At 62.7% G+C, this 26669-nt stretch carries 24 protein-coding genes, 1 tRNA gene and 1 pseudogene; 19 read left to right on the top strand and 7 right to left on the bottom strand.

Going from position 1 to position 26669, the window contains the following annotated elements; genetic code table 11:
• Positions 1–259 precede the first annotated feature (259 nt).
• The 3 genes and pseudogenes from DFR48_RS00475 to DFR48_RS00465 form a co-directional block, all read left to right on the top strand.
• Positions 260–336, top strand: a tRNA-Arg gene (locus tag DFR48_RS00475).
• Positions 337–485: 149 nt separating this feature from the next.
• Entirely contained in the window at positions 486–1103 is a 618-nt protein-coding gene (locus DFR48_RS00470; protein WP_114361208.1) for a hypothetical protein, read from the top strand.
• 219 nt (positions 1104–1322) lie between these two features.
• A pseudogene (locus tag DFR48_RS00465) lies at positions 1323–1495 on the top strand (IS481 family transposase); the annotation flags it as partial.
• A gap of 63 nt (positions 1496–1558) precedes the next feature.
• Here the strand turns inward: DFR48_RS00465 and DFR48_RS00460 are convergent.
• Positions 1559–1861 (bottom strand): hypothetical protein, encoded by a 303-nt coding sequence (locus tag DFR48_RS00460; RefSeq protein ID WP_147273494.1) that lies wholly within the window; start codon positions 1859–1861, stop codon positions 1559–1561.
• 201 nt (positions 1862–2062) lie between these two features.
• Complete coding sequence (locus tag DFR48_RS00455; protein ID WP_425359220.1) at positions 2063–2752, bottom strand: recombinase family protein; 690 nt, start codon at positions 2750–2752, stop codon at positions 2063–2065.
• A 315-nt stretch (positions 2753–3067) separates the two neighbouring features.
• On the opposite strand from DFR48_RS00455, the gene DFR48_RS00450 reads away from it, so the two are divergent.
• The 4 genes from DFR48_RS00450 (at position 3068) to DFR48_RS00435 (ending at position 5849) form a co-directional block, all read left to right on the top strand.
• Positions 3068–3763 carry a hypothetical protein gene (locus DFR48_RS00450; protein WP_205687899.1) on the top strand — a complete coding sequence of 232 codons (696 nt, stop codon included), beginning with the start codon at positions 3068–3070 and terminating at the stop codon, positions 3761–3763.
• Between the two features lie 146 nt (positions 3764–3909).
• Positions 3910–4860, top strand: coding sequence for a trypsin-like serine peptidase (locus DFR48_RS00445; protein WP_114361206.1), 951 nt, complete (start codon positions 3910–3912; stop codon positions 4858–4860).
• 228 nt (positions 4861–5088) lie between these two features.
• Positions 5089–5478 (top strand): group II truncated hemoglobin, encoded by a 390-nt coding sequence (locus tag DFR48_RS00440; protein WP_114361205.1) that lies wholly within the window; start codon positions 5089–5091, stop codon positions 5476–5478.
• An 8-nt stretch (positions 5479–5486) separates the two neighbouring features.
• Complete coding sequence (locus tag DFR48_RS00435; protein WP_114361204.1) at positions 5487–5849, top strand: DUF423 domain-containing protein; 363 nt, start codon at positions 5487–5489, stop codon at positions 5847–5849.
• 33 nt (positions 5850–5882) lie between these two features.
• Here the strand turns inward: DFR48_RS00435 and DFR48_RS00430 are convergent, their stop codons facing one another.
• The 3 genes from DFR48_RS00430 to pobA form a co-directional block, all read right to left on the bottom strand.
• Positions 5883–6167, bottom strand: coding sequence for a hypothetical protein (locus tag DFR48_RS00430; protein WP_114361203.1), 285 nt, complete (start codon positions 6165–6167; stop codon positions 5883–5885).
• Entirely contained in the window at positions 6164–6562 is a 399-nt protein-coding gene (locus DFR48_RS00425; RefSeq protein WP_114361202.1) for a DUF2325 domain-containing protein, read from the bottom strand. Before DFR48_RS00425 ends, DFR48_RS00430 begins: the two co-directional genes overlap by 4 nt.
• 182 nt (positions 6563–6744) lie before the next feature.
• On the bottom strand, positions 6745–7914 hold the full coding sequence (gene pobA / locus DFR48_RS00420) for a 4-hydroxybenzoate 3-monooxygenase (RefSeq protein WP_114361201.1): 1170 nt from the start codon (positions 7912–7914) through the stop codon (positions 6745–6747).
• A 108-nt stretch (positions 7915–8022) separates the two neighbouring features.
• Here pobA and DFR48_RS00415 point away from each other — a divergent pair, with 108 nt between their 5' ends.
• The 8 genes from DFR48_RS00415 to DFR48_RS00380 all read left to right on the top strand — a co-directional run bounded on the left by DFR48_RS00415 (position 8023) and on the right by DFR48_RS00380 (position 20165).
• Entirely contained in the window at positions 8023–8904 is an 882-nt protein-coding gene (locus tag DFR48_RS00415) for a helix-turn-helix domain-containing protein (RefSeq protein WP_114361200.1), read from the top strand.
• Between the two features lie 116 nt (positions 8905–9020).
• A complete protein-coding gene (locus DFR48_RS00410; protein ID WP_114361199.1) occupies positions 9021–10382 on the top strand; it encodes an NAD(P)-dependent oxidoreductase in 1362 nt (453 codons plus the stop codon).
• Between the two features lie 18 nt (positions 10383–10400).
• Positions 10401–11714 carry an NAD-dependent dihydropyrimidine dehydrogenase subunit PreA gene (gene preA, locus DFR48_RS00405; protein ID WP_114361198.1) on the top strand — a complete coding sequence of 438 codons (1314 nt, stop codon included), beginning with the start codon at positions 10401–10403 and terminating at the stop codon, positions 11712–11714.
• A 331-nt stretch (positions 11715–12045) separates the two neighbouring features.
• Entirely contained in the window at positions 12046–14103 is a 2058-nt protein-coding gene (locus DFR48_RS00400; protein WP_114361197.1) for a putative bifunctional diguanylate cyclase/phosphodiesterase, read from the top strand.
• Between the two features lie 49 nt (positions 14104–14152).
• Positions 14153–15415 carry an ABC transporter substrate-binding protein gene (locus DFR48_RS00395; protein ID WP_114361196.1) on the top strand — a complete coding sequence of 421 codons (1263 nt, stop codon included), beginning with the start codon at positions 14153–14155 and terminating at the stop codon, positions 15413–15415.
• 178 nt (positions 15416–15593) lie between these two features.
• On the top strand, positions 15594–18281 hold the full coding sequence (locus tag DFR48_RS00390) for a bifunctional diguanylate cyclase/phosphodiesterase (protein WP_114361195.1): 2688 nt from the start codon (positions 15594–15596) through the stop codon (positions 18279–18281).
• Between the two features lie 3 nt (positions 18282–18284).
• Positions 18285–19121, top strand: a complete 837-nt coding sequence (locus tag DFR48_RS00385) for an EamA family transporter (RefSeq protein WP_114361194.1) — start codon at positions 18285–18287, stop codon at positions 19119–19121.
• Between the two features lie 114 nt (positions 19122–19235).
• A complete protein-coding gene (locus DFR48_RS00380; protein ID WP_245415479.1) occupies positions 19236–20165 on the top strand; it encodes a DMT family transporter in 930 nt (309 codons plus the stop codon).
• Here DFR48_RS00380 and DFR48_RS00375 read toward each other — a convergent pair whose 3' ends face one another.
• Entirely contained in the window at positions 20166–20813 is a 648-nt protein-coding gene (locus tag DFR48_RS00375) for a TetR family transcriptional regulator C-terminal domain-containing protein (RefSeq protein WP_114361193.1), read from the bottom strand. It abuts the gene before it with no gap.
• Between the two features lie 291 nt (positions 20814–21104).
• On the opposite strand from DFR48_RS00375, the gene DFR48_RS00370 reads away from it, so the two are divergent.
• The 3 genes from DFR48_RS00370 (at position 21105) to hydA (ending at position 24795) form a co-directional block, all read left to right on the top strand.
• A complete protein-coding gene (locus DFR48_RS00370; protein WP_114361192.1) occupies positions 21105–22358 on the top strand; it encodes a Zn-dependent hydrolase in 1254 nt (417 codons plus the stop codon).
• Between the two features lie 154 nt (positions 22359–22512).
• Positions 22513–23286, top strand: a complete 774-nt coding sequence (locus DFR48_RS00365; protein WP_210205947.1) for an endo alpha-1,4 polygalactosaminidase — start codon at positions 22513–22515, stop codon at positions 23284–23286.
• A 54-nt stretch (positions 23287–23340) separates the two neighbouring features.
• Positions 23341–24795 carry a dihydropyrimidinase gene (gene hydA, locus DFR48_RS00360; RefSeq protein ID WP_114361191.1) on the top strand — a complete coding sequence of 485 codons (1455 nt, stop codon included), beginning with the start codon at positions 23341–23343 and terminating at the stop codon, positions 24793–24795.
• Between the two features lie 398 nt (positions 24796–25193).
• Here hydA and DFR48_RS00355 read toward each other — a convergent pair whose 3' ends face one another.
• On the bottom strand, positions 25194–25607 hold the full coding sequence (locus DFR48_RS00355) for a cupin domain-containing protein (protein ID WP_114361190.1): 414 nt from the start codon (positions 25605–25607) through the stop codon (positions 25194–25196).
• A gap of 124 nt (positions 25608–25731) precedes the next feature.
• Here DFR48_RS00355 and DFR48_RS00350 point away from each other — a divergent pair, with 124 nt between their 5' ends.
• Entirely contained in the window at positions 25732–26520 is a 789-nt protein-coding gene (locus tag DFR48_RS00350) for an ABC transporter ATP-binding protein (protein ID WP_114361189.1), read from the top strand.
• The last annotated feature ends 149 nt before the right edge of the window (positions 26521–26669 follow it).

Genomic DNA, 26669 nt, shown 5'->3' with positions numbered 1-26669 from the left:
ACCTGAGCGGCACAAGCCTCACCGCCCAAGTGACTAAGAAACAAATATATTCTGAAAAAGTATGTCTTTTTCGCAAATACCTTCGGCCGATCGCAGGACGAAGTGCGACGCCCCCCCTGCCCGCAGCGATCCCGGCGCGGGAGGACAGACGGGCGAAGGCGCGGGGCAAAGACCCGTTCCATTCATTTTCGCGATTGCAGGCGAACCGAGTCTGGGGTATGACCGCTTCGTCAGCGCTTCGGCCGCACAGGCCGACGGAGCACCCGTAGCTCAGCTGGATAGAGTGTTGGATTCCGATTCCAAAGGTCACAGGTTCGAATCCTGTCGGGTGCGCCATTTTTTCCAATTGTCTAGCCCAGAGACATAGGCAACAGTCTGTCCCTAGGACATGGGTGACAGCCTCTGACTGTGGCGCGTCGGCGACCTTTCCGGACAATGAAATCCCGCGGTAGCTATCGAATATCACCCTGTCTCGGGCTGCAACGATGAATGATATGCTCAGTCTCGTCCTCAACTCTGTCAACTTGGACGGCTATGGCAGCTCTCCGGGTTTTGTGGGGTATTTCGAAAAGGCGGCGAAATACAAACCCGGCATGGCGGAAGTCGTTGCCGACTTCTTCTGCGAGTTCTTTGCCGAATGGTTGCATGACGTCGCCATGGTATCGTCGTTGCACATAAATGCCGATCAAGTTGGCCACAGCGGGGACGTTCTGGACGACGAGCGGAATCTGGCTCTCGTGAAATCTCCAATGTCGGCCGGGCTGATCCGAAGGCTGAGCTACAATGACGAATTCGGCCATGACTACGGATCAGCGCTGTATGAAGCTGCGATCGAAGGGATTTGGACGAATTTCAAGGTTTTTCGTATCGGCAAGTATCAGCCGGTGGTCTTCCGTAACCTGCTTATCTGCCGGCTGCTGGTTTACGGCGTGCATGGGCACTGCTTCTTGGTTGTGGAGAAGCTTGGCCTAGCATGTTATCCCACCGACGACGTAGGCTTTGGAGTCGTTGCTCTGGGAGACGATGCAGACATTCCTGCAGCCCGTGAATTCCTGAGAAGAGCAGGTGCGCTCGAAGGCTTCCGCGCTGCCATTGAAAAATAGCCGATGTTGAAGAAGAGCCGAAATGGACGATCGCCACCGGCCCGGGACGTCCAAGGTGATGTCGCCTAGAGAAGGAAGAATCTGGAGTGGTCGAGATGTCGGGAAAAGGGGTGGTTGCAGGCACTTGATCCCAGATTTTGATGGCGCAATTTTCTCACATGAAGGGAGGGATGCACTGCGCGACAGACTCTACACAGGAGCGCCACGACGAATGAGGCGATCCGTCGAGCAATACAGAATAGTCAAGAGAACCTAAGGGCGCCTTCTAAGCGTTACGGGATCGACCAGAAGATAGTCGCCAAATGGAAAGACCGACGTCAACAGCTGACCTGCCGACCGGACCAAAGGAGCCGTGTTCAACGGTTTTGAGCATGGAAGACGAAGCGATCATTCGCAATCGTGTAATTGCAAAGGTCACCGCGCTTAGGGACTAATCCTCTCCCGCCCCTCCCCCCTCACTCACATTTCCCCGGAACCTCGACCCGATAAGTCGTCTTGCCCGGTCCTTCGGGCAGGATGGGCACGAGGTAGACGATGAGGTCGCATTCCTGCGTCCGCACCTGCCATTCGCTCGCTCCGTCCTTGCGCGTGCCGGTGTTGGAGATCGCGCCGACCGGCGCCTGGCGGACGGCGTTCGCCACCTCCGGGCTCGCGAGGATCGTGTTGATCCGCTCGGCGCTGTCGTAAAATCCGGAAAGCGCAGCGGCGGCCGGCGTTGCGAGTGCCGTTGCGATGACGGCGGCGATCATGCGTCTCATGTGTTCCCCCTGACGAAATTCGTGCAAAGCGTCCCATGACGCGCGCAATCCGCGCAAGGCCCGGCCGGCGACCGAGGCGGAAAAAACGGGAGAAAGCCCCAAAAAGGCCGGAGACGGTTCGCGTCAGGGAAGCGAGGCACACGGAGGGCAAGGGATAGCCGTACGGGCGCTCTCGCCTACGATCGCGAGCCGCCCGGCCGGTCAGGCGAGCACCTCGCCCAGCAGGTCCAGCGCACCGCACTCGCCCTTGCGGCGCTTGCGTCCCATCGCCCGGTAGAGCGTGGCACGGCTGACCCCGAGCTCGCGGGCGGCATCGGTGGCCGAGAGTTCGCCGGCCCCGATCGCCTGCATCGCGTCGGCGACGCTGTCGGGCCGAAGTTTCACCGGCCGGCCGATCTGTCGGCCGCGGGCGCGTGCCGCCGACATGCCGGCCTTGGTCCGCTCCGAGATCAGCGTCCGCTCGAATTCCGCAAGCGCCCCCATGATGTGGAAGATCAGGATGCCGCCGGCGGACGCCGTGTTGATCGCCTCGGTGATCGAGTAGAGGCCGATGTTACGACGCCCGAGCTCGCTCACCACCTCGATGAGATGCGAGAGCGACCGCCCCAGCCGGTCGAGCCGCCAGATGACGAGCGTGTCGCCCGGTTTCAGCCGGCGCATGGACTGCACCAGGCCCGGGCGGTTGCGCGAGGCGCCGGAATGGCCCTGGTCGGTGAAGACATGGTCGCATCCGGCCTCCGAGAGCGCCTGCAGCTGCAGGTCTATGTTCTGGTCAGACGTCGATACACGCGCATAGCCTATCCGCATCGTCGAAAGCGCATCCGTTTCTAGGTCGCCCGCCGGCATCGAAGCCTCCGAAAACACCCGGGCCTCGAAGGCGATATGTATCATAAACGTTCCCTTTTGAGCACATCCTTAAGTACAGGTCAACAAGAAAATACATCTATAAGTATACATATCATGACGCCGAGAGGACCGGCGAATTTGTTGCCATCCGTCTCGCATAGATACTACACAATTGAAAAACAAAGACAATTTCGCCATATCGGCGACAACACCCGTCTCCCGCCCGGGAAAGGCTCGCAACCTCAGCAAAATCACGAGTTGCAAACTGGATTTCGGCGATTGCGCAAATAGGAACGCTTTCGAGACGCAGACGGCGCCTTCCGAAGCGCATCGTTCACCCCGAGAAAAAGGATATGGGAAATGCCCAACTATAGCTTGACCCTGAACATCGCACCGGACGACCTGAAGAACATCAAGGCCGCCCAACAGCGCATCACGCTCGCAAAGCCGGTCGGCAGCGGCGACCCGAACGTCATCTGGCTGTCGATCGACCCGTTCCAGTCGACCACGGTCGAATGGACGGAAGACTACTGGGTCTTCGCCTCCACCACCGCGGTCGCCCAGGGGGCGAGCATCACCAAGCTCTCCGAGGTGACGCCCGGCCCCGCACTTGACGCCGGCTACTATCCGTTCACCTCGGCGGCCGTCTTCAACCCCTTCCAGAAGGACGCCTCGATCCCCGGTGGCACCTTTGCCGCCAACAACGACATGCCGAACTCGCAGTACCCCTATCTCACCTTCGGCCTGTCGCAGTCGGCGCTCATCAACAAGAAGCCGGCGGAGCGCAAGCCGATCTCCGCCCAGACGGTGCTCGCCACCCAGCAGATCCAGATGACGCCGTTCACCACCATCTACATCTGGCTGCAGAGCCAGTTCTCCAGCGAGACGATCATCACCAAGATCATCGGCCATACGGCGGTCGCCAAGTTCGGCGGCGGTGTCAATTCCATGACGCTGAAATACGATCCGGACCGCGGCGTCTTCGTCCCCGAAGCCTCGTCGAAGGGCCTGCTCGAGCAGGGGCTCATCGAGCTGCGGACGCCGCTGCTGCTCTGATCGCCCCCGCCCCGGCGGCCGGTTCCATCCGGGCCGGCCGCTGGGCACCCGAGAGGTCACGCTTTCCACGACACCGAAGGTCAAAGGCGCCGTCTCCTCCCTCTGCGAGGAGCGGAACGCCTTGCCGGAAGAGAAAGGCCAAGGTCATGAAACGCATATCCATTCGCTTTGCCGGGGCGAGCCTGGCGGCCACCGCCCTCCTTGTCGTCGCGCCAGCCGCCGCGGCGAACGGGCTGAAGATCGAGAACCTGAAGAACACCGGCGCCGACATGCTCACCGCGGAGGACGTCGAGACCGCCGTTCCCTTGCCTGAGAGGACCGTGAGCCCGGAAGCGCTCGAGGAAATGAAAGAGCGCTTCCGCGAACTGAGCCCCGGCGCCCCGGAGATCGAAAGAAAATCAAACCTCAGGCAGCAGGGCGTGCCGGAGCGGGTCGACAACCCCAATGCCGCCAATCCCTACTGGAGTACGGGGCGGCTCATCTTCCGCAAGGCCGACGGCAATCTCTACGCCTGCACGGCGCAGTTCACCGAGGATTTCAAGGTGGTGCTGACCGCGGCGCATTGCGTCTACGACACCGACGACGCCCACGACTGGAACAGCGACTTCCTCTTCCAGCGTGGCTACACGAACGGCGTCTCCACGCAGGACGTCGGCTGGAAATGCATGTCGCTCTTCACGTCCTATCACACGCCGTCGGAGAACTTCGCCTACGACTACGCCTTCATCCTGACAGATGTCGACGACGGGCGCCCGCCGCTCGCCCTTCGCACCGGCGAGCCCGAGGACGATGCGATCACCGCCGTCGGCTATCCGAACAACTACGACCAGGGGCGCTATCTCTACAAGGTTGACGGCCAGTGGTCGTCGATCTCCGGCGGCATCGTCACCATGAAGGGCAATCCGATGCGCAGCGGCAACAGCGGCGGCGCCTGGTTTGCCAGCTTCAAGGTCGACGGCGGCGTCGATGACAACCTCGTCGTCAGCCTCAACTCGCACCATCTCGAGGGCGTCGACGACGAGGAAAACGGCCCCCTCTTTACCGCCGACACCGAGCGGCTGATGGAGCACGTGCGCCAGGCCAAATGCGACAACTGATCCGGCCACGCCGGATACTCCGACCCGGCGCCACCCCGGGGTCGGCGTCGATCGCCTGCCACCGCCCTCGTCTCCGTGCCGCCGGGCATCCGCAGACGAAGGCAGGCGATCGACGACGTTTACCCTGCGCGCCGGACATGTGCCCGATCGCCGCATGGCCGCCCGCACGGTTGCGCTACCGCTTCAAACCCGCCATGTAGAGCATGGCGGCTCCTTGAGGTTCTATCGGTGACTGAAGACGTAATCACGCTCTACGAAGCGATCGGCGGCGACACCACTGTCCGCGCGCTGGTCCGGCATTTCTACCATCTCATGGACACGCTGCCGGAAGCGGCCCACTGCCGCGCCGTCCACCCGAAGGATCTGAGCGGCAGCGAAGAGAAGTTCTACGAATATCTGACCGGCTATCTCGGTGGCCCGCCCATTTACATGGAGAAGCGCGGCCATCCGATGCTGCGCCGGCGGCACATGTTTGCAGAAATCGGCCCGGTCGAGCGCGACGAATGGCTCCTCTGCTTCCGGCAGGCTCTCGACGAGACCATCGAGAGTGAAATGCTGCGGAACATCATCTGGGATCCGGTCGAACGGCTCGCCCATCACATGCAGAACAAGGAATAGCGATCCGGATGAACCGCATTCGCCCCCTCCTCCTGCTGCTCGCGGGATTGATCGGCGCCGCCGGCGTCGGGCTCGCCGCTGCCGCCACCCATCTCGATTCGGAGGGCCTGCTGCGTCCTGCCTCGATGATGTGCCTCGCCCATGCCCCGGCGCTGCTCGCGCTCTATGCGGGCTACCGGCAGATCCGCACGGCGACCGCCGCCGGGCTGGTGCTCGCCATCGGCACGCTGCTCTTTGCCGGAGATCTCTCGATGAAACAGTTCGCCGGTGCCAGCCTCTTTCCGATGGCCGCCCCGACAGGCGGCATCCTGATGATGCTCGGTTGGCTCATTGCCGGGTTCGGTGCGTTCTTCCGTACGCGGGCGGAATAGGCTTACGCCACCGCCGTCGTCCGCGACGACGGATCAGTTCCGCCGCCGCTTCTCGTTGCGCTTCCAGCGCGGCAGCGGAAACGGGATGACGTTTGCCGCGCCGCGTCCGTTTTCGCCGCCGCTATAGGCGCCGTGCGGCAGGCGGGTGACCGGCCGCTGGTGCAGCCCCGGAATGGCGACCACCTCGGCACCCGCCTCGTTCCTTTCGGCCTGCTCGGCCAGCCGCTCGCCGGGTTCCGTGGCGAGGCCGTCGCCATGTCGTCCGGCGCGTTTCTGGAGACCGATCAGCAGAGCGGGATCGAAACCATCATGGTTCATGAGACATCATTCCTTTCGCTCATCGTCTGGAGCGCTCGCTCCAGGCTGGACTTCGAGCCATTGCGCAGAGGAATGAATGTCTTGCCGAACTTCTTGCAGCCGGTCTTCACCCTCAGACATGCGTCATGGCTGATACAGTCGATCGGGCAGAACACGCAGTCGACCGAGGGGAGCACCGTATCGATGCGCGACACAGCCTCCCGCAAACCGCCGTCATGGTGGATAAGTTCCGCGCCGTAGCTGCTGGCGATCTGGCGAAGATGGGCGACCTGGCAATCGCGCCCACCGACATAGAGAAAGCTGCGCACCTCGCCTGCGGACCGGCCGCCGGCTTCCGGCACGGCGGCCGTCTCGGAGGTGTTTCGAGAGCTGCTCTTCCTGTTCTTCTTCGCCATGCTCGACCTTCTGTCGGTTGCGTTTACCCCGGCAGCGACCGGAATTCAGCCGCTGCGACAAGCAACATACAAAACTTGAGTTTCGCAGTAAAGAATAAACTTGAGCCTTATTCTCATCTTTGTTTTCGAAATGAAGGCGGCGGGGTTTTGCCCCGCCGCCGTTCCTCGCCCTGCCCTCAACCTCAGTAGGGAAGGCCGATATAGTTCTCCGCCATCGCAGTCTGTGCGGCTTGCGAGGAGGAGAGGTAGTCGAGCTCCGCCTCCTGCACCCGGCTTCCGAAGTCGCCGTCCTCGGGAAAGCGATGGAGCAGCATGGTCATCGACCAGGAGAAGCGCTCCGCCTTCCAGATGCGCGACAGTGCCCGGCCGGAATAGGCGTCGAGCCCGGCGGCGTTCCTGTCGGCGTAATATTCCCGAAGCCCCTCGAAAAGGTAGTGAACGTCGGAGGCGGCGAGGTTGAGGCCCTTGGCGCCGGTCGGCGGCACGATGTGGCCGGCGTCGCCGACGAGAAAGAGCCGCCCGAACCGCAGGGGCTCGGCCACGAAGGACCGCAGCGGCGCGATCGACTTTTCGATCGACGGTCCGGTCACCATCGCCTCGGCCACGTCCTGCGGCAGCCGCCGGCGGATTTCGTCCCAGAACGCATCGTCCGACCAGTCCTCCACCTTGTCCGTCAGCGGCACCTGCACATAGTAGCGGCTGCGCGTATGGGAACGCTGCGAACACAGGGCAAAACCGCGCGCATGGTTGGCGTAGATGAGTTCGTGGTGGACGGGCGGAACGTCCGCGAGAAGGCCGAGCCAGCCGAAGGGATAGACCTTCTCGAAGGTGCGGAGGCCCTTTCCCTCGACCGATGCGCGGCAGACCCCGTGAAAGCCGTCGCAGCCGGCGATGTAGTCGCAGTCGATACGGTGCGTGACCCCGTCCTGCTCGTAGGTGACATAGGGTGAGGCACCGTCGAAATCGTGTGGCGTGACGTTGGCGGCATTGTAGATCGTCGTTCCGCCGGTCACGGCACGATGGTCCATCAGATCGCGGGTGAGTTCCGTCTGGCCGTAGACCATGACCGACGTACCGGTCAGGCCTTTCAGGTGAATGCGGTGGCGACGTCCCGCGAAGGAAAGCTCGAAGCCGTCGTGAACGAGACCTTCCTTGTGCATCCGATCGCCGCAGCCGGCACGGTCGAGCAGGTCGACGGCGCCGACCTCCAGTACCCCGGCACGGATACGTCCGAGAATGTAGTCGCGGTCGACGCGGTCGAGGATGATATTGTCTATGCCCGCATTGGCGAGCAATTGGCCGAGCAGCAGCCCGGACGGACCGGAGCCGACGATGACGACTTGAGTGCGCATGGAAATCCTCCCTGATTTCTTGCCAAATGATAAGCGCGCGTCGCTTGCCCACAATGGAAAATTCCGGCAAATACTTGGACGTTTCGAACATCACGCCGGCGGCCCATAATGAATACGCACGTTCCGACCTATGCCCTCTACGGCGAAGACACCGCCGAAATCCCGGAATTTTGGGTTCATGCGGAATCAATCGCCAGCCGAAGCCGCCTCCATGGCTGGGAGATCAAACGGCACCGCCACGCATGCCTTTTTCAAATTTTGCACATCCGCCACGGCAAGGGCGAGGCACTGATCGGAGGTGAATGGTACCCCTTCACGGCACCGACGGCGATCGTTGTGCCGGAGCGGCATGAGCACGGCTTTCGCTTCTCGATCGACGTCGACGGCGCCGTCATCACCCTGATGTCGAAACGGCTTCCCGCCCGGCTGCCGGCACACAAGGGGATCGCGGAATGGCTGTCCCACCCTCGCCTGACGCAGATGCCGGCGGATCATCCGGATACTCCCTACATCGGAGAAACCCTGAACCACATCGAGCGCGAGATCATCCAGGCGGGCGCCAGTCCCTCGCCGCTTCTGGAGGCGATGCTCGTCTCGGCGCTCCTCCTCGTCTTCCGGATGGGCGGAACGACCGAAGCAATCGAGGCCGGCCGGGATCAGGTGCGCTTCGAGCAACTGAACGCCCTCATCAACGACGGCTTTCGCGCGCACCGGCCGGTGACGTTCTATGCACGCGAACTCGGCGTCTCGGTCACCCACCTCAACCGCATCGCGCGCGCAATCGCCGGAAAGCCGGTGAGCCGTCTCATCGCCGAGCGGATCATCTCGGAAGCGAAGCGAGACCTCGTCTTCGCGGGCATCACCATCCAGCAGGTCGCCGACGGCTTGGGTTTCGAGGACCAGGCCTATTTCAGCCGATTCTTCTCCCGCCATGCGGGCCTCTCCCCTGCCCGTTACCGGGACCGCGAACGCGCCCTCCTCGGCGGCTGAAACCCTTGCATCGCCGGCATTGCACGATACGTCGACGAAGAACTTTTACCGTTTGATAAATTTTTTGTCTTGAGTTACCGTCATGGCAATCGCGCCATAAAAAAGAGGGAACTGCGATGCGAAGACTGGAACCGGGCCTGAAGGCCGGGCGGCTCGACGCTGCCGAATATGCGAAGAATTTCTCCGACCTGCACCCGCGCCTGGGCGACCACGAAGCACTGGTTGCCTCCGACCGCTGCTATTTCTGTCACGACGCGCCGTGCATGACGGCCTGTCCCACCTCGATCGACATCCCGATGTTCATCCGTCAGATCGCGACCGGCAATGCGACCGGCGCGGCGAAGACGATCTTCGACCAGAACATCCTCGGCGGCATGTGCGCCCGCGTCTGCCCCACCGAAACGCTCTGCGAAGAGGCCTGCGTGCGCAATACGGCCGAGGAGCGGCCGGTCGAGATCGGACGCCTGCAGCGCTACGCCACCGATCTCGCGATCGATGAGGGCCGCCAGTTCTACAAGCCGGCAGCCACCACCGGCAAAAGCGTCGCCGTCGTCGGCGCCGGTCCGGCAGGCCTCGCCTGCGCCCACCGGCTTGCGATGCACGGCCACCGCGTGACCATCTACGACCACCGCGAGAAGGCTGGCGGCCTCAACGAATACGGTATCGCCGCCTACAAGGCGACCAACGACTTCGCCCAGGCGGAAGTCGATTACGTGCTCTCCATCGGCAATATCGACGTCATCAACGGCGAGATGCTCGGCCGCGACTTCACGCTGGCCGATCTCCAGGCGAAGTACGACGCCGTCTTCCTCGGCACCGGTCTCGGCAACATCAACATGCTCGGCATTCCGGGCGCCGACATCAACGGCGTGGCGGACGCGGTCGAGTTCATCTCCAACCTGCGCGAAGCGACGAACAAGGCCGACGTCCCCGTCGGCCGCGACGTGGTCGTGATCGGCGGCGGCATGACTGCGATCGATGCCGGCGTGCAGGCCAAGGCGCTCGGCGCCGAAAATGTCACGATCTGCTACCGCCGCGGCAAGGAGCACATGAACGCCTCGGAGTTCGAGCAGGATCTCGCCGCGTCGAAGGGCGTCACCATCCGCCACTGGCTGCAGCCGAAGGAAGTCGCCCACCATCACGGGCACGTCTCCGCCATCACCTTCGAATACACCCACGTCGAAAACGGCATGATGAAGGGCACCGGCCACACCGCCGAGATCAAGGCCGATCAGGTCCTGGTGGCGATCGGCCAGAAGCTCGATCCGCTCGGGCTCGACGGGCTGAAGCTCGAGGGCGGCAAGATCGCCATCGATGGCGAGGGCCGCACCTCCGTTCCGGGCGTCTGGGCCGGCGGTGACTGCGCGACCGGCGGCAAGGACCTGACGGTTTCCGCCGTCGCCATGGGCCGCGACGCGGCCGAAAGCATCAACCGGTCTCTCGCCGCCGCTGCGGCGGGCGTCACTGCTGTCGCTTAAAGGATCGGGAGAGGTATCATGGCTGATCTTCGCAACAACTTCGTCGGCATCAAGTCTCCGAATCCGTTCTGGCTGGCTTCCGCACCGCCGACCGACAAGGCCTACAACGTCGAGCGCGCCTTCAAGGCCGGCTGGGGTGGCGTCGTATGGAAGACGCTGGGCTCGGAAGGCCCTCCGGTCGTCAACGTCAACGGCCCGCGCTACGGCGCAATCTGGGGTGCCGACCGCCGCCTGCTCGGCCTCAACAACATCGAACTCATCACCGACCGTCCGCTGCAGGTGAACCTGCAGGAGATGAAGATGGTCAAGAAGAATTGGCCCGACCGCGCACTGATCGCCTCGATCATGGTCCCCTGCGTCGAGGAGGAGTGGAAGGCGATCCTACCGCTCGTGGAAGAGACCGGTGCCGACGGCATCGAGCTCAATTTCGGTTGCCCGCACGGCATGTCCGAGCGCGGCATGGGTGCAGCGGTCGGCCAGGTGCCGGAATATATCGAAATGGTGGTGCGCTGGTGCAAGCAATACACCCGCATGCCGGTGATCACCAAGCTGACACCGAACATCACCGACATCCGCAAGCCCGCGCGCGCCGCAAAGGCCGGCGGTACCGACGCCGTATCGCTGATCAACACCATCAACTCGATCGTGTCGGTCGACCTCGACAGCTTCGCGCCGAACCCGACCGTCGGCGGCAAGGGGACGCACGGCGGCTATTGCGGTCCGGCGGTGAAGCCGATTGCGCTCAACATGGTGGCCGAAATCGCCCGCGATCCGGAGACCTACGGCCTGCCGATCTCCGGCATCGGCGGCGTCACCACCTGGCGCGACGCGGCGGAATTCCTGGCGCTCGGTGCCGGTAACGTGCAGGTCTGCACCGCGGCGATGACCTACGGCTTCAAGATCGTGCAGGAGATGATCACCGGGCTCTCCGACTGGATGGACGCCAAGGGACATCGGACCCTCGACGACATCTGCGGTCGTGCGGTGCCGAACGTCACCGACTGGAAATACCTGAACCTCAACTATATCGCCAAGGCGCATATCGATCAGGACGCCTGCATCAAGTGCGGCCGCTGTCACATCGCCTGCGAGGACACCTCGCACCAAGCGATCACGAACATGGTCGACGGCGTTCGCCACTTCGAAGTCAAGGAAGAGGAATGCGTCGGCTGCAATCTCTGCGTCAACGTCTGTCCGGTCGAGAACTGCATCACCATGGTCGGCCTCGAGCCCGGCACGATCGACCAGCGCACCGGCAAGCCGGTCGATCCGAACTACGCGAACTGGACGACCCATCCGAACAACCCGATGGCGGTGCAGGCGGCGGAATAATCGTCAACGCTTCCCGTCCCTCGGAAATCTGATCGTCTTGCAGGGCCGCGCGAACCGCGGCCCTCTTTTTTCGCGTCGTGACATCGGGCGCGAAGGAGTGCCGCCGCGCGTCTCCCCATATCCGCCGCAAAGCGCATGCGGCCGGGCAAAGCGCCCACTGTTCGAGTTCTCGTCAGCTTTTAGTATGTCTTAAGTAGATCGCCCGTAGAATTGGCGAATTACATGACTTTAGAAAATACGAAATAATTGAACTTTTTATTCTGTTAGAAAACGTCGGATTTTATCCAGGGCTCCTGATCGTCTCAGGCGCGGGAAGAGGAATTCTTTTGGAATGACCAGGGCACCGTCGCTCTCGGTTGAACGCTATATCAGTTCGATCGCACGACTTTACATGAATGCGGCCATCGTCATGACGCTCCTCATCGGCGCGGGCTATGTCACCGTCAAGGTCGCTCTCGATCGCCATGCGCTGCAGCAAAGCGTCAGCTTCGCGACGAGCAGCCAGTTCATCAGCTTTCAGCAGCTCGCCAATCAGACGCGGGCGTTGATGCGGGCATCCGGCGACCGGGATCTGCCGGACAGCCTCTTGCAGCCGATGATCAAGGAGATCCGGCGCAACATCGCCCATATCAGGGCGCTCGGCGGGGAGCTTCGGCAGCTCAATCAGGCTCTCGGCGACAACGCTCTCGAACGGCTGAGGCCGCGGGACACGGAGTACGAGAGGCTCCGCGAGGAACTCAACGAGCGCCTCGAGGACTTTCTGTCGCGTGCCGAACGGGTGACAGGCACGTCGAGCAAAGAGCGCAGGCTGCGCTACAGCTTCTGGGGACCGATCGATTTCGCAACGTCGTCGGACGGTGCACTCATGCAGCAGTTCGGTGATCTGATTTCGAGAGTGCACGATCGGAGCGACATCAGCATCAACAATGCGGCCACGCTCTATACGCTTCTGGCGCTGCTCCTCGAAGCCACCCTCCTTTTCGCGAGCTTCTTCCTCTTCAAGCCGCTGCTGAAGAAACTGAAGCAGGAGCACGGGCAATCGAAGGAATACGAAGCGCAACTCGCGCATCAGGCACATACGGATGCACTGACCGGATTGAACAATCGCGCGGCTTTCCACGAGGAGCTGGAAGAAACGCTTGCCCTCCTGCCGGCAAACGGCGGCGGCTTCTCCCTGCTGCTGCTTGATCTCGACCGCTTCAAGGACATCAACGACAGCTATGGGCACCCGGCCGGCGATGCCGTTCTCTGCCACGTCGCGAAGGCCATAAGGGGAGCGGTCCGCGCGCAGGACGTCGCTGCGCGCCTCGGCGGCGACGAATTTGCCATCCTGGTACACGGCATCACCGACCCCGTCGTCCTTCAGGGCATCGCGGCGAGAATCCTTGAAGGAATTCGTGCCGACGTCTCGGTCGACGGGCATTTGGTGCACGTCTCAGCCAGCATCGGCGGGGCGATTGCCCCGGTGCATGCGGCGAGCAAGCAGGATCTGATCCGCATCGCCGACATTGCCCTTTACGCATCGAAGGGCCTGCGCGGCAAGGCCGTCATCTTCGACGAGGCATCCTGGGCGGAGAGGATGAAGCAGAATCAGCTCATGCTTGAACTCGTGACAGCGCCGGAGCGCGGCGAGTTCGTGGTGCACTACCAGCCGAAAGTGGATCTCGTGTCCGGGACGCCGCTCGGCTTCGAGGCGGTCGTTCGATGGCAACACCCCCAGCGCGGTTTGCTGCCTCCGATACAATTCCTGCCTCTCGTGGAGGGGGCCGGCGTCATGCGCCAGATGACGAGGGCAGTGATCGACGCCACCTGCAAGGACATCCGCAAGTGGAAGGACGCACGGATCGCACCGGGACCGGTCTCGATCAACCTGCCGGAATCGCTGCTCGTCTGCGACGACGGGTTTCAGATGTTTGCCGACGCCATCCAGGCTAACGGCATCTGCTGGAGCGACCTTACCGTCGAAGTCACCGAGAACGTCTTCTTCGACCAGGGTTCGGACCGGATCTACAGGTCCGCCGATCGCTTCCGCGAGCACGGCGCATCGGTCTCGCTCGACGACTTCGGCACGGGCTTTGCCTCGCTCCTGCATCTGCGCGACTTCCCGTTCGACGAGATGAAGATAGACCGCAGTTTTGTCTCCGGCATCGGTCACGACCCGCGTTCGGAACAGATCACCCGTTCCATGCTCGATCTTTCCCGTAGCCTCGGCAAGAACTGCGTCGCCGAAGGCGTGGAGACCGAAGTTCAGCGTACCTTCCTGGCAGCACATGGGTGCTCCGTCGCACAGGGCTATCTGTTCGCCAAACCGATGCCCGTCAACGAGGCGACTTCCTATCTCGAAACGTTCATTACGCGTGTTCCGCTGCGGCGAGAAGCCCGGCGCTGAAAGCGCGGCCATCCAGGCAAAAACAACACACGAGGGAACTGAAAGATACATGACAGAACTACGTAACACGGTGCGAAAGGCCACCCTTTCCCTAGCCCTCCTCGCCGGAGCCGCGTGGCCGGCGCAAACCGCCAAGGCCGACCCGATGACGATCGACGTCGTGCATTTCTGGATATCGCAGAGCGAGAGCAAGGCACTCGACGTATTTCGCACGGCGTGGCGTAAGGACGGCCACGAGTGGATCGACCTTCCTGCTGAAAACAAGGTCGCCGTGCAACGCGTCGTGGCCGAACGCATCGCGTCGAGTTATCCCCCCGCTGTCATGCAGTGGAATGCGAACGAAGGCTCGCGGGAACTGCCGGAAATGGGCATCGCGCTCTCGATCGACAAGGTTGCTGAAGAAGAGAACTGGCGCGAGGTCCTTCCCAAATCCGTGCTTGAGCGAATTTCCTACAAGAAGCATGTCTACTTCGCACCGACCAACATTCATGCGGAAAACTGGCTGTGGACCAGCCGCAAGGCTTTCGCCAAAGCCGGCATCGCCGCGCCCGAGACCTGGGGCGACGTGTTCGAGGCGGCCGACAAGCTGAAGGCGCAGGGCATACTTCCGATCGCGATTGGTGGCGGATCCTGGGAAATCTCCCTGATCTTCAACAATCTCGTGTATTACGCGCTGGGTGCGGAGGGATATGCAAGGGCCCTGCGAGCCGATGCCGCGGTCATGGACGAGCCCGGGATGACGGAAGCCTTACAGATGCTTCGCCGCATCTCGCAGCATGTCGAGCCCGAAGAGACTCGCAAGAGCAAGACGTGGGCCGATGCCTCCGACATGGTCGGCAGCGGCGAGGCCGGCATGCAGTTCATGGGAGACTGGGCGAAGGGAGAATTGTACGCACGCGGGTACGATGCCGAGGCCGACTTCGATTGCAAGCTGGCGCCCGGTACATCCATCGCCTATTTCATGGTCATCGACGCTTTCGCCTTCCCCCTGACCAATCGGGAGGAGACCGCCGCGGCACAGTACGCCTTCGCAAAGATGGTGCTCGATCCCCTCAACCAGTTGGAGTTCAGCAAGCTGAAGGGCTCGCTTCCGGTGCGCATGGACGTGAATCCGGAAGGTCTGGATCGCTGCGGCAAGCTCGGACTCCGGATGATCTCCGAACAGAACAAGGTCGTCAGCGCCCAGTCCATGGCCATGCCATCACAGATGTCGGAAGGCTGGATCAGCGTGCTCGCAGACTTTTTCAACGACGAAAGCATATCGGTAGAGGAGGCACGAAAACGGCTGCGTCGGATCCTGGAACAGAAATAGGCGCTCGTTGCGGCGGCCCGTCGGGCGCCCGTTCGCGCCATCCACCCAAGGTAAGGCGTCCGGGCGTACACAACTCGATTCAGAAATTCTTCAAGGGTTTCCTTTATTCTGCGGACTGCAAGGGGAGAACTGCTCAGCTTTTGTCGCCATTCAATCCGTTTCTTGATCCGTTTCGAATATGAACCCCATCGACGATACACGTCCGAACTGGAAATACTTGCGTTCGGTTCTTCCATATTATTTGCCGGCGATCATCGTCGTTGCCGGGCTCGCGGTGTCGATGATTTATGCGGAAAAGCAGCGCCAGCGTATCGGATTGGACAACCTCCGGGCCGAAGTGACGGAAAATCTCGGTCTCGTCAGGGCGAAGCTCGAAGGCAACATGAGCGGCAACATCCAGCTGCTCAAGGGTTTCGTCGCGGCGCTCGAGACGCAACCGACAATCGACGAGGCGCGGTTCTCGGCCCTTTCTGAGAGAATCCTGAGTGCCAAGTCGCAACTGCGTAATGTGGTTGGCGCGCCCGACCTGAAGGTCGCCTACGTCTACCCTTACGAAGCCAACAAGGCGGTCATCGGCCTCGATTACCGCACCAACCCTGCCCAGCGCGACGGTGCCCTGAAGGCCGCGGACACCGGCAACTTCGTCGTCACCGGACCGATCAATCTCGTCCAGGGTGGACGCGGGCTCGTGGTGCGTTATCCGGTCAAGATCGAGAGGGAGGGCTCCTCTCCCGTGCTGTGGGGCATCGTCTCGGGGGTCGTGGACGTCGAGAAGCTGTTCGCCGACAGCGGCCTATTCGGCAAGCCCACGAACATCGACGTGGCCATTGCAACGACCGAAGGCGGGCGGCTGATCGAGACGTTCTACGGCGACTCCGCGATATTCGCGAAAACGCCGGTCAGCATGCTCATCAATTTCGGCCATGAAAGCTGGAAGATCGCCGCGATCCCGAAAGGCGGCTGGGACCAGCCTCAGGAGGGCATGTGGCTCTCGCGTCTGCTGATGCTGGCGGTGGGCGTCATGATCCTGGCACCCGTTCTCTGGGTCGCGCGCCTTTTGGCGGAACGGCAAAGGAACATTGCCGTGCTGTCCCGCCACCAGGAAGAGCTCCACGCGCTCTCGCACCGGCTCGACATCGCGCTCGAAGCCTCCAAGATCGGGGTATGGGAGCTCGACCTGACGACCGGCGCACTCAACTGGGACGGTCGCATGGCACAACTCTACGGCGTCGAAATATCCGCCTTCGGCAGCACCTACGAAACGTGGAGGAATGCGCTCCATCCCGACGATCTGGAAGAGGCCGAGAGGGTCTTTCGTGGCTGCATCGCCGAAGGCACGGACTACGCGACCGAGTTCCGCATCATCACGCCGTCGGGTCAGGTTCGCCATATCCGCGCACTCGGCACCACGTATCGTGACTCCTTCCTTCACCGCAAGATGGTGGGGGTCAACTGGAACGTGACGGCAGACATCACCCTGCAACAGGAGCTGCGCGAAGCAAAGGCACGCGCGGAGTTGCAGAACCGCGAGCTCGAGCTTGCCCGCCAGCATATGGAGCACAACTCGCTCCACGATGCGCTGACCAGCCTGCCGAACAGGCGTTATCTCGATCAGTATCTCGCCAAGCTGAGTGAGAAGGCGGGAGAAGCGGAACACTTCACGCTGCTTCACATCGATCTCGACCGCTTCAAGGATATCAACGACACGCTCGGACATGCCGCTGGCGACCACATCCTGCGGCAAGCGGCACTTCGGTTGCGCGCAAGCATCCGCGCGGACGATTTTGTCGCCCGCATCGGCGGGGACGAGTTCGTCGTCGTCTGCGCAGGTGTGTTCAACGAGCAGGAACACCTCGATCTCGCCAAGCGGCTCATCGATGCGATCAATCTACCCCTCACCTATGCCGGACACGAATGCCGCATCGGAGCCAGCATCGGGCTCGCGTCGCGTGCCGACTCTGGCATGCAGATCGAACAGTTGCTCGTCAACGCCGACATCGCCCTCTACGAGGCGAAGCGGCATGGCCGCAATCGCGTCGAACGCTACAACGACGACCTGAAGTCGCTGACCATCCATACCAAGAAGACCGCGGACGCCATCCTCCGTTCGCTCGAACAGAACGGCTTCGTCTCTTACTTCCAGCCCCAATTCTGCGCCCATACACTGGAGATCACCGGCGTGGAGGCGCTCGCCCGCTGGGATCACCCCGAGCACGGCATCCTCGGACCCGATACATTCCTGAAGGTCGCCGAGAACCTCAATGTGGTCTCGCAGATCGACGCGACGATCCTCGATCAGGCGCTGTTCCAGCTCGCACGCTGGCGTGCCAACGATCTCGACATCCGCAAGGTGTCGGTCAACATCTCGGCGCAGCGTCTCTTCGACGAAAGCCTGTTCCAGCACCTCGACCGGCTGGAGCTTCTGCCCGGAAGCCTGTCCTTCGAGCTCCTCGAGTCGATCTCCTTCGATGACAAGGGTTCGGCGGTCGTCGAAAGCATCGAGCGGATAAGGCGCCACGGCATCGACATCGAGATCGACGATTTCGGGACCGGCTATGCTTCGATCCTGTCGCTGCTGAAGATTTCTCCGCGTCGCTTGAAGATCGATCGCCAGCTGGTCTATCCGATCATCGAGGCGCCGGCACAGCGCCGCCTGATCAGCTCGATCGTCGAAATCGGCCGCTCGCTCGGCATCGAGATCGTCGCCGAAGGTGTGGAAACGATGGAGCACGCGGCGATCCTCCGCGACCTCGGTTGCCAATCCCTGCAGGGCTATGCCCTCGCCCGTCCGATGGACGGGGCGACCTTCCTGCGCTTTGCGAAGGAACGGGCTTGCGTGGCGGCAGAAAACAACCGATCGGCATAGCCCTTGGCCCTTTCCGTCTTCGCGATCGTTCTCTTCGCAGCCGCGCTGCACGCGACGTGGAACGCGCTCGTCAAGGGCGCCGGAGACAAGCTTTTGACGACGGTGCTCGTCGCAGCCTCCGCCTCGCTGATCGCCGCCGTGGTCCTCCCCTTCCTCCCTCAGCCCGCACCGGCGAGCTGGCCCTTCATCGCCACGTCGACCGTCCTGCAGGTCGGGTATTTCGTGCTGGTCGCCCGTGCCTATCACGCTGCCGACATGAGCCAGACCTATCCGCTGATGCGTGGAACGGCACCCCTGCTGGTGGCCCTCGCGAGCGTTGCCTGGATCGGTGAGCCCCTTTCGGCAAACGGCTGGATCGGCATCGCCGTCATCTGCGCCGGCATCCTCAGCATGATGGGCGGAATTCCCGGACGCGACAGCAGGACGGGCGTCCTGCTCGCCCTCATGAACGCCGTCGTCATCGCCGGCTACACACTGGTGGACGGTGTCGGCGTCCGGCTCTCCGGATCGCCGGCCGCCTACACGCTCTGGCTTTCGCTCCTCACCGGCCCGCCGCTGGTGCTCTGGGCTCTCCTCACCCGCCGCGAGGTCTTCCGGCGCTACACCGCCGGCAACTGGCATCTCGGCCTGATCGGCGGTGTCGGAACGGTATCCTCCTACGGCATCGCGCTCTGGGCGATGACGCTCGCGCCCGTTGCGGTCGTCGCAGCACTCCGGGAGACGTCGATCCTGTTCGGCGCGGCAATTTCGGGTCTCGTGCTCAAGGAACGGGTCGGCGGCACGCGGATTATAGCCGCACTCGTCATCGCCGCCGGCGCGATGATCCTGCGCATGCGCTGACCGGCGTTCGCCAGCCGCCAGGACGAGCCTCGCCCCGAAATCGGTTCTTCCGGCCACCGTCGCACCATGCTACGGCAGTGCCGCGACATCGGTCGCAGTGGGCAAGGAACAATCATGACGAACGAGCGAACGTCCGCAAATAGGCACAATGTCCATGCCACGGGACGGCAGAAGCTGCTGGCCCATCTCGCCATGCTGCTCTTTGCCATGCTGATCGCCTCGTCCTTCTCGATCGGCGGTCTTGCCACCCGTTCCATGCCGCCAATCGCGCTGCAGGCGGTTCGCTATGCGGCAACGGTCGCCGTCATCAGCGTCTTGTGTTTCGGCGTATTCCGCCACCGGTTCCGCGCCCCCTCCGAGCCGGCGCGCTTCCTCGTCCTCGGCCTGCTGATGGCCGTCTACATGGTCACCATGTTCATCGCGCTGCAATTCACCGCGCCAGTGGCGACCGGCGCGGTGTTCACGCTGATGCCGCTCGCGAGCGCCGTCTTTGCCTGGATGCTCATGCGTCAGCGCACCCGGCCCGACGTGCTGCTCAGTCTCCTGCTTGCCGCCGTCGGCGCCATCTGGGTGATCTTTCGCGGCGACCTCGCGGCACTCCTCGCCTTCGACGTCGGTCGCGGCGAACTCATCTATTTCGTCGGCGTGCTCTGCCACGCCGCTTATGTGCCGCTGCTCCGCCGCTTCAATCGCGGCGAACCGGCGATCGTCTTCGTCTTCTGGGCGACCGTCTGCACGCTCTTCTTCATTCTGATCCCGGCGACGCCGCAGCTCCTCAGTATCGATTACGCCGCCCTGCCCGGCTTTGTCTGGTTTGCCGCGATCTATCTCGCGGTCGTCACCACCGGCATCACCTTCTTCCTGCTGCAGTTCGCCTCGATGCGCCTGCCCGCGCCGAAGGTGCTCGGCTACGGTTACCTGACGCCGACCTTCATCATCATTCTGGAAGGCCTGATCGGCCACGGCTGGGCCTCCGCGCCCGTCTTTGCCGGGGCGCTGGTGACGGCGGGCGGTCTCCTCCTGATGGCGCGGCTACCGGACTGATCAGCGGCTCGCTGCAGGAATCAACCCGCGCGTGAAAAAGGCTTCGAGGAAGCGAGCCGCATCCTCGAGGCGGTCGTCGCAGGGACGACCTTCGCCGAGAACGGCCCGGACCTGGACGTCGAAGTCGGCATAGTGCTGGGTCGTCGACCAGATCGAGAAAATCAGGTGATAGGGATCGCAGTCGTAGACCTTGCCGGCCCTTATCCAGGAGCGGATGACCTCGACCTTCTCGTCGACCAGCGCCTTCAGCGAGCCCTTGAGCACGTCCTCGATGTTCGGGGCGCCCTGCAGTATCTCGTTGGCGAAGAGACGGCTCTCGCGCGGAAAATCGCGCGCCATTTCGAGCTTCCGCCGGATATAAGAGCGCACCTCCTCCTCCGGGTCCCCGTCTGCGTCGAAGGCGCGAAGTGGTTCGAGCCAGGTGTCGAGCACCCGGTCGATCAGCGTGCGGTGCATCGCCTCCTTGGTGCGGAAATAGTAGAGCAGGTTCGGCTTCGACATGCCGGCGACCTCGGCGATCTGGTCGATGGTCGCACCGCGGAACCCCCGGCGCGAAAACACGTCGAGAGCAGCTTCGAGGATGATCTCCTCCTTCTCCTCCTGGATGCGCGTCCGGCGCTGGGTCTGTGCTGCCCTCGGTATCGCCATGCCGTCCCTCCTGTCGCCTGTCGGCCGTCGCTTTTTCTGCCTTTTTCCGCCGCACATCGTTTTGGCAATTGCCCACCAAATTGTGGTGTCTTTTTTTGTTTTTTCCGGCTTGAGTGCGGCGACGGAAGTAGTAATGTTTACCAATCGGTCAAATTATCTGCCAGTTGTCTGACAAAGGCAACCGGCATGTGACACCGGACAAGGCACGAAGAGGCCGCCGGGGACCACGGGAACAAGAAAGAGGGCATGCGCCTTGCATGGCCCTGTCGAAAAACTGGTGAGGACTTTGCAATGACGGCTGCACCCGGCGAGAATCTGCGCATTAACGGCGATCGCCTGTGGGATTCACTCATGGAAATGGCGAAGATCGGCCCCGGCGTTGCCGGCGGCAACAATCGCCAGACGCTGACGGACGCTGACGGCGAAGGCCGCCATCTCTTCAAGAAGTGGTGCGACGACGCCGGGCTCACCATGGGTGTCGACAAGATGGGCACCATGTTCATGACCCGCCCCGGCACCGATCCGGATGCGCTTCCCGTCTATGTCGGTTCGCATCTTGACACACAGCCGACCGGCGGCAAGTTCGACGGCGTGCTCGGCGTGCTCTCCGCTCTCGAAGTCGTCCGCTCGATGAACGACTTGGGCATCAAGACCAAGCATCCGATCGTCGTCACCAACTGGGCCAACGAGGAAGGCGCGCGCTTTGCGCCGGCCATGCTCGCCTCCGGCGTCTTCGCCGGCGTCCACACCCTGGACTACGCCTATGACCGCAAGGACCCCGAGGGCAAGACCTACGGCGAGGAGCTGAAGCGCATCGGCTGGCAGGGCGACGAGGAGGTCGGGGCGCGCAAGATGCACGCCTATTTCGAGTATCACATCGAGCAGGGGCCGATCCTCGAAGCCGAGGACAAGCAGATCGGTGTCGTCACCCACTGTCAGGGTCTCTGGTGGCTGGAATTCACGCTCACCGGCCGCGAAGCCCATACCGGATCGACGCCGATGGCGATGCGCGTCAATGCCGGGCTTGCCATGTCCCGCATCATGGAAATGGTGCAGACGGTCGCCATGGAAAACCAGCCGGGCGCCGTCGGCGGCGTCGGGCAGGTCTTCTTCTCTCCCAATTCCCGCAATGTGCTGCCGGGCAAGGTCGTCTTCACCGTCGACATCCGCACCCCCGACCTCGCCAAGCTCAACGCCATGCGCGCGCGGATCGAGAAGGAGGCGGCCGTGATCTGCGAAGGACTGGGCGTCGGCTGCTCGGTCGAGGCGGTCGGGCATTTCGATCCCGTCACCTTCGACCCGGTGCTGGTGGAGCGTGTCCGCAAGGCCGCGGAGCGGCTCGGCTACAGCCACATGAACATCATCTCCGGCGCCGGCCATGATGCCTGCTGGGCGGCCAAGGTCGCCCCCGCAACCATGGTCATGTGCCCCTGCGTCGGCGGCCTCAGCCACAACGAGGCCGAGGACATCTCCAGGGAATGGGCCGCCGCCGGCGCCGACGTGCTCTTCCACGCAGTGCTGGAAACCGCGGAGATTGTGGGGTGACGGCTTTCGTCCCATACTTGCGGAGATTGGCTGGCCCGGAGAAACAACCGTCCCGCTCGCAACGAAGAAACTCGTTCTCGACTATCTGCGAGCTGTGGGGGACCGGCTTTTCCGGAAGGAGAAGCGACCGGCCGAGTGAGGTAGCACCATGCCGTTGACGCGCCTGCTCGTCCTCTGCCTGCTTATGGCTGCACACGGTTCCCTGGCCGAAGCCAGAACCCGTTTTTCGGCCGGAGAGCCTTGGGACTGGCAGTTGACCGCGCCGCTTGATCTGACCCGCAAGGTGAATGTGTACGACCTCCACCCGGGACTCGTGACGCAGAAAGCCATCGACCGGCTCAGGGCGCGCGGCGTCAAGACGATCTGCTACGTCAGTGTCGGCACGCTGGAGAAAACCGCCCCGGATCGGAAGGCATTTCCGGCGAAGGTCATCGGCAAGGTCTATGGCGACTGGCCCGACGAGAAGTTTCTGGACATCCGCCAGCGCGACATCCTCCTGCCGCTGATGAAGAAGCGCTTCGAGGTCTGCAAGGCCAAGGGATTCCAGGCGATCGAGCCGGACAATATGGACGTCCACTACGCCGATTCAGGGTTTCCCATCACCAAAGCGCACACCAAATCCTATGTGCTGGCATTGGCGAAGATCGCCCATGGCCTCGGCCTCGCCATAGGCCAGAAAAACGTGCCGGACATGACCGGCCATTTCGTGAACGTCCTGGATTTCGCCATCACGGAAAGCTGCCATCAGGACGGCTGGTGTGGTGATGTGGCCGTCTATTCGAAGAAGGGCAAGGCAATCTTTGACGCCGAATACACCGACCGCAAGATCAACTTTTCCGCCGCCTGCCGCGCGGCGAAATCCATGCGCATCTCTATGATCCTAAGAAACAGGGACCTGACAAAGGACGTAAAATTCTGCCCGAACTGAAAGCGGACGGGCGGTCCGACGCCCCGGCAACGAAAACGACAGAGGGAAACAAAAATGAGCACAGTCATCAAGGGCGGCACGGTCGTTACCGCCGATCTCACCTACAAGGCTGACGTCAGGATCGAGGGTGGCGTGATCGTCGAGATCGGCCCGAACCTTGCCGGCGACGAGGTGCTGGACGCCTCCGGCTGCTACGTCATGCCGGGCGGCATCGATCCGCACGTCCACCTCGAAATGCCGTTCATGGGCACCTATTCCTCCGACGATTTCGAGAGCGGCACGCGCGCGGGCCTTGCCGGCGGCACGACCATGGTCGTCGATTTCTGTCTGCCGGCCCCCGACCAGTCGCTCCTCGACGCGCTGCAGATGTGGCATAATAAGACAAGCCGCGCCAACGCCGACTACTCCTTCCACATGGCGATCACCGGCTGGAACAAGCGCGTGTTCGACGAGATGGAAACCGTCGTCAAGGACAAGGGCATCAACACCTTCAAGCACTTCATGGCCTACAAGGGCGCCCTGATGGTGAACGACGACGAGATGTTCGCCTCCTTCTCGCGCTGCGCCGAACTCGGCGCGCTGCCGCTCGTCCACGCGGAAAACGGCGACGTGGTGGCCGCCATGTGCGCCAAGCTCCTGGCGGAGGGCAACAACGGACCGGAGGCGCACGCCTATTCGAGACCTGCCGAGGTCGAGGGCGAGGCGACCAACCGTGCGATCATGCTGGCCGACATGGCGGGCGTTCCGCTCTACGTCGTGCACACCTCCTGCGAACAGGCCCATGAAGCAATCCGCCGCGCCCGCCAGAAGGGAATGCGCGTCTATGGCGAACCGCTGATCCAGCATCTGACGCTCGACGAGAGCGAGTACTTCAACAAGGACTGGGACCATGCCGCACGCCGCGTCATGAGCCCGCCCTTCCGCAACAAGCAGCATCAGGACAGTCTCTGGGCCGGCCTGCAGTCGGGCTCGCTCTCCTGCGTCGCCACCGACCACTGCGCCTTCACCACCGACCAAAAACGCTTCGGCGTCGGCGACTTTACCAAGATCCCGAACGGCACCGGCGGGCTCGAAGACCGCATGCCGATGCTCTGGACCTACGGTGTTGCGACCGGCCGCCTTACCATGAACGAGTTCGTTGCCGTCACCTCGACCAGCATCGCCAAGATCCTCAACATGTATCCGAAGAAGGGCGCGATCCTCGTCGGCGCCGACGCCGATATCGTGGTCTGGGATCCGAAGCGCTCGAAGACGATCTCGGCCGGTACCCAGCAGTCGGCGATCGACTACAACGTCTTCGAGGGCAAGCAGGTGACCGGTCTGCCGCGCTTCACGCTCACCCGCGGCATGGTCGCGATCGAGGAATCGACGGTCAAGACGCGCGAGGGCCATGGCGAATTCGTCCGGCGCGAGCCGTTCCAGGCGGTCAACAAGGCGCTCTCCACCTGGAAGGAGCTGGTCGCCCCCCGCAAGGTCGAGCGCACCGGCATTCCGGCGACGGGGGTGTAAGGCGAAGGATGGCGTTCCCGGTGCGATCCACCCCCCTCTGCCCTGCCGGGCATCTCCCCCTCAAGGGGGGAGATCGGGAGCGGCTGGCCGCTTGCCCTGCGACAGACGTTGGAAACGGTACTGGTACAAGAGGCAGACTCGATCTGCCTGCGCACGTCACCGCGAATTCCACAGGCACACAAGAATACGCGCATGAGCGCATTGACATTGACCGTCGGGCAAAAGGTGCAATGGGTCCGATCTCCCCCCTTGTGGGGGAGATGTCCGGCAGGACAGAGGGGGGTACCCCGCCCACCGACGTCAGCGCAAAAACGAACGCGACAGAACAGCCCACTCGCTCCGCCCCCCCTCATCCCGCGCTACGCGCCACCTTCTCCCCGCCGGGGAGAAGGGCATCCTCAGACCCCCACCAGCGCATCCAGCTCCGGCAGGAGAATGACGCTTTCCTGCTCGTTGGGATCGGTACGGGCGATGATTGCCGTGCATGGCGTGCTGGAAAGGTTCGCCGGCAGATGCGGCACGCCGGCCGGGATGTACATCATCTCGCCCGCGTGCAGGATAACGTGATTTTCCAGCCGGTCGCCGTACCAGGTATGCGCCTGGCCGGAGAGGCAATAGATCGCGGTTTCGTGGCTTTCGTGCAGGTGCGCCTTGGCACGCGCGCCGGGCGGCATGGTGAGAAGATGCATGCAGATGCCCTTCGAGCCGACCGTCTCCGCCGAGATCCCCTCGAAATAGCTGAGCCCCTGCTTACCGTCATAGGTGTTGCCGGGCTTGACGATGCGGCAGGTGAGTTTCGATGATGCCTCCATGGTCACGACCTCTTCTCCCTGGCGGCGGGACCGCCGTTTTCCTTCCGCCGCGGCTTCGCGGCGCCTCATTGACAGAATGCAAGAGGCCTGATGCCTTTGCAAGAAAGCCGATTGGTTCCAACGAATGAATGCACCCTCCTCCGTCGTCTCCGCCAAGGACCTCAGTCTGGTCTTCCAGACCAATGACGGCCCCGTCCATGCCCTGTCGAACGTCGATCTCGAGGTCGAGAAGGGCGATTTCGTCTCCTTCATCGGCCCGTCCGGCTGCGGCAAGACGACCTTTCTGAGGGTGATCGCCGACCTCGAAAAGCACACCTCCGGCGCAATCACCGTCAACGGCATGACGCCGGAGAACGCCCGCAAGGACCGCTCCTACGGCTACGTCTTCCAGGCGGCCGCCCTCTATCCCTGGCGGACGATTGAGAAGAACATCGCCCTGCCGCTCGAGATCATGGGATACGGCAAGCAAGAACAGCAGCGACGCATCGAGGAGACGCTGAAGCTCGTCAACCTGACCGGCTTCGGCAAGAAGTTCCCCTGGCAGCTCTCCGGCGGCATGCAGCAACGCGCCTCGATCGCCCGCGCGCTCGCCTTCGACGCCGACCTCCTGCTGATGGACGAGCCCTTCGGGGCGCTGGACGAAATCGTCCGCGATCACCTCAATGAACAACTGCTGAAGCTCTGGGCGGCGACCAACAAGACCATCTGTTTCGTCACCCACTCGATCCCTGAAGCCGTCTATCTCTCGACCAAGATCGTCGTCATGAGCCCGCGGCCCGGCCGCGTCACCGACATCATTCACTCGACGCTGCCGAAGGAGCGCCCGCTCGACATTCGCGAGACGCCGGAGTTCCTCGAAATCGCCCACCGCGTCCGCGAGGGCTTGAAGGCGGGGCACAGCTATGAGGAATAGTATTAATTTAAGAGTAAAGACCCCTCCCCAACCCCTCCCCACAAAGGGGAGGGGCTTGATCGCCCACCTCCCGCACTTCGATCGGGGCAGGACGGCGCCCCGGGTCTTCTCCCCCCTTGTGGGGGAGATGGCCGGCAGGCCAGAGGGGG

Source organism: Ciceribacter lividus (assembly GCF_003337715.1).
In the GTDB taxonomy this organism is placed as follows: Bacteria; Pseudomonadota; Alphaproteobacteria; order Rhizobiales; family Rhizobiaceae; genus Allorhizobium; species Allorhizobium lividum.
Note: the sequence above shows the minus strand (reverse complement) of the source record. Positions and strands in the feature narration are given on the sequence as shown.

Bases quoted from the DNA above. Each gene is read 5' to 3' on its own strand.
- DFR48_RS00395 (WP_114361196.1), top strand. From the start codon at position 14,153: ATGACAGAACTACGTAACACGGTGCGAAAGGCCACCCTTTCCCTAGCC.
- DFR48_RS00380 (WP_245415479.1), top strand. From the start codon at position 19,236: ATGACGAACGAGCGAACGTCCGCAAATAGGCACAATGTCCATGCCACG.
- DFR48_RS00460 (WP_147273494.1), bottom strand. From the start codon at position 1,861: ATGAGACGCATGATCGCCGCCGTCATCGCAACGGCACTCGCAACGCCG.
- hydA (WP_114361191.1), top strand. From the start codon at position 23,341: ATGAGCACAGTCATCAAGGGCGGCACGGTCGTTACCGCCGATCTCACC.
- DFR48_RS00400 (WP_114361197.1), top strand. From the start codon at position 12,046: ATGACCAGGGCACCGTCGCTCTCGGTTGAACGCTATATCAGTTCGATC.
- DFR48_RS00435 (WP_114361204.1), top strand. From the start codon at position 5,487: ATGAACCGCATTCGCCCCCTCCTCCTGCTGCTCGCGGGATTGATCGGC.
- DFR48_RS00450 (WP_205687899.1), top strand. From the start codon at position 3,068: ATGCCCAACTATAGCTTGACCCTGAACATCGCACCGGACGACCTGAAG.
- pobA (WP_114361201.1), bottom strand. From the start codon at position 7,914: ATGCGCACTCAAGTCGTCATCGTCGGCTCCGGTCCGTCCGGGCTGCTG.
- DFR48_RS00430 (WP_114361203.1), bottom strand. From the start codon at position 6,167: ATGAACCATGATGGTTTCGATCCCGCTCTGCTGATCGGTCTCCAGAAA.
- DFR48_RS00455 (WP_425359220.1), bottom strand. From the start codon at position 2,752: ATGATACATATCGCCTTCGAGGCCCGGGTGTTTTCGGAGGCTTCGATG.
- DFR48_RS00425 (WP_114361202.1), bottom strand. From the start codon at position 6,562: ATGGCGAAGAAGAACAGGAAGAGCAGCTCTCGAAACACCTCCGAGACG.
- DFR48_RS00355 (WP_114361190.1), bottom strand. From the start codon at position 25,607: ATGGAGGCATCATCGAAACTCACCTGCCGCATCGTCAAGCCCGGCAAC.
- DFR48_RS00350 (WP_114361189.1), top strand. From the start codon at position 25,732: ATGAATGCACCCTCCTCCGTCGTCTCCGCCAAGGACCTCAGTCTGGTC.
- DFR48_RS00410 (WP_114361199.1), top strand. From the start codon at position 9,021: ATGCGAAGACTGGAACCGGGCCTGAAGGCCGGGCGGCTCGACGCTGCC.
- DFR48_RS00445 (WP_114361206.1), top strand. From the start codon at position 3,910: ATGAAACGCATATCCATTCGCTTTGCCGGGGCGAGCCTGGCGGCCACC.
- DFR48_RS00390 (WP_114361195.1), top strand. From the start codon at position 15,594: ATGAACCCCATCGACGATACACGTCCGAACTGGAAATACTTGCGTTCG.
- DFR48_RS00375 (WP_114361193.1), bottom strand. From the start codon at position 20,813: ATGGCGATACCGAGGGCAGCACAGACCCAGCGCCGGACGCGCATCCAG.
- preA (WP_114361198.1), top strand. From the start codon at position 10,401: ATGGCTGATCTTCGCAACAACTTCGTCGGCATCAAGTCTCCGAATCCG.
- DFR48_RS00470 (WP_114361208.1), top strand. From the start codon at position 486: ATGAATGATATGCTCAGTCTCGTCCTCAACTCTGTCAACTTGGACGGC.
- DFR48_RS00415 (WP_114361200.1), top strand. From the start codon at position 8,023: ATGAATACGCACGTTCCGACCTATGCCCTCTACGGCGAAGACACCGCC.
- DFR48_RS00370 (WP_114361192.1), top strand. From the start codon at position 21,105: ATGACGGCTGCACCCGGCGAGAATCTGCGCATTAACGGCGATCGCCTG.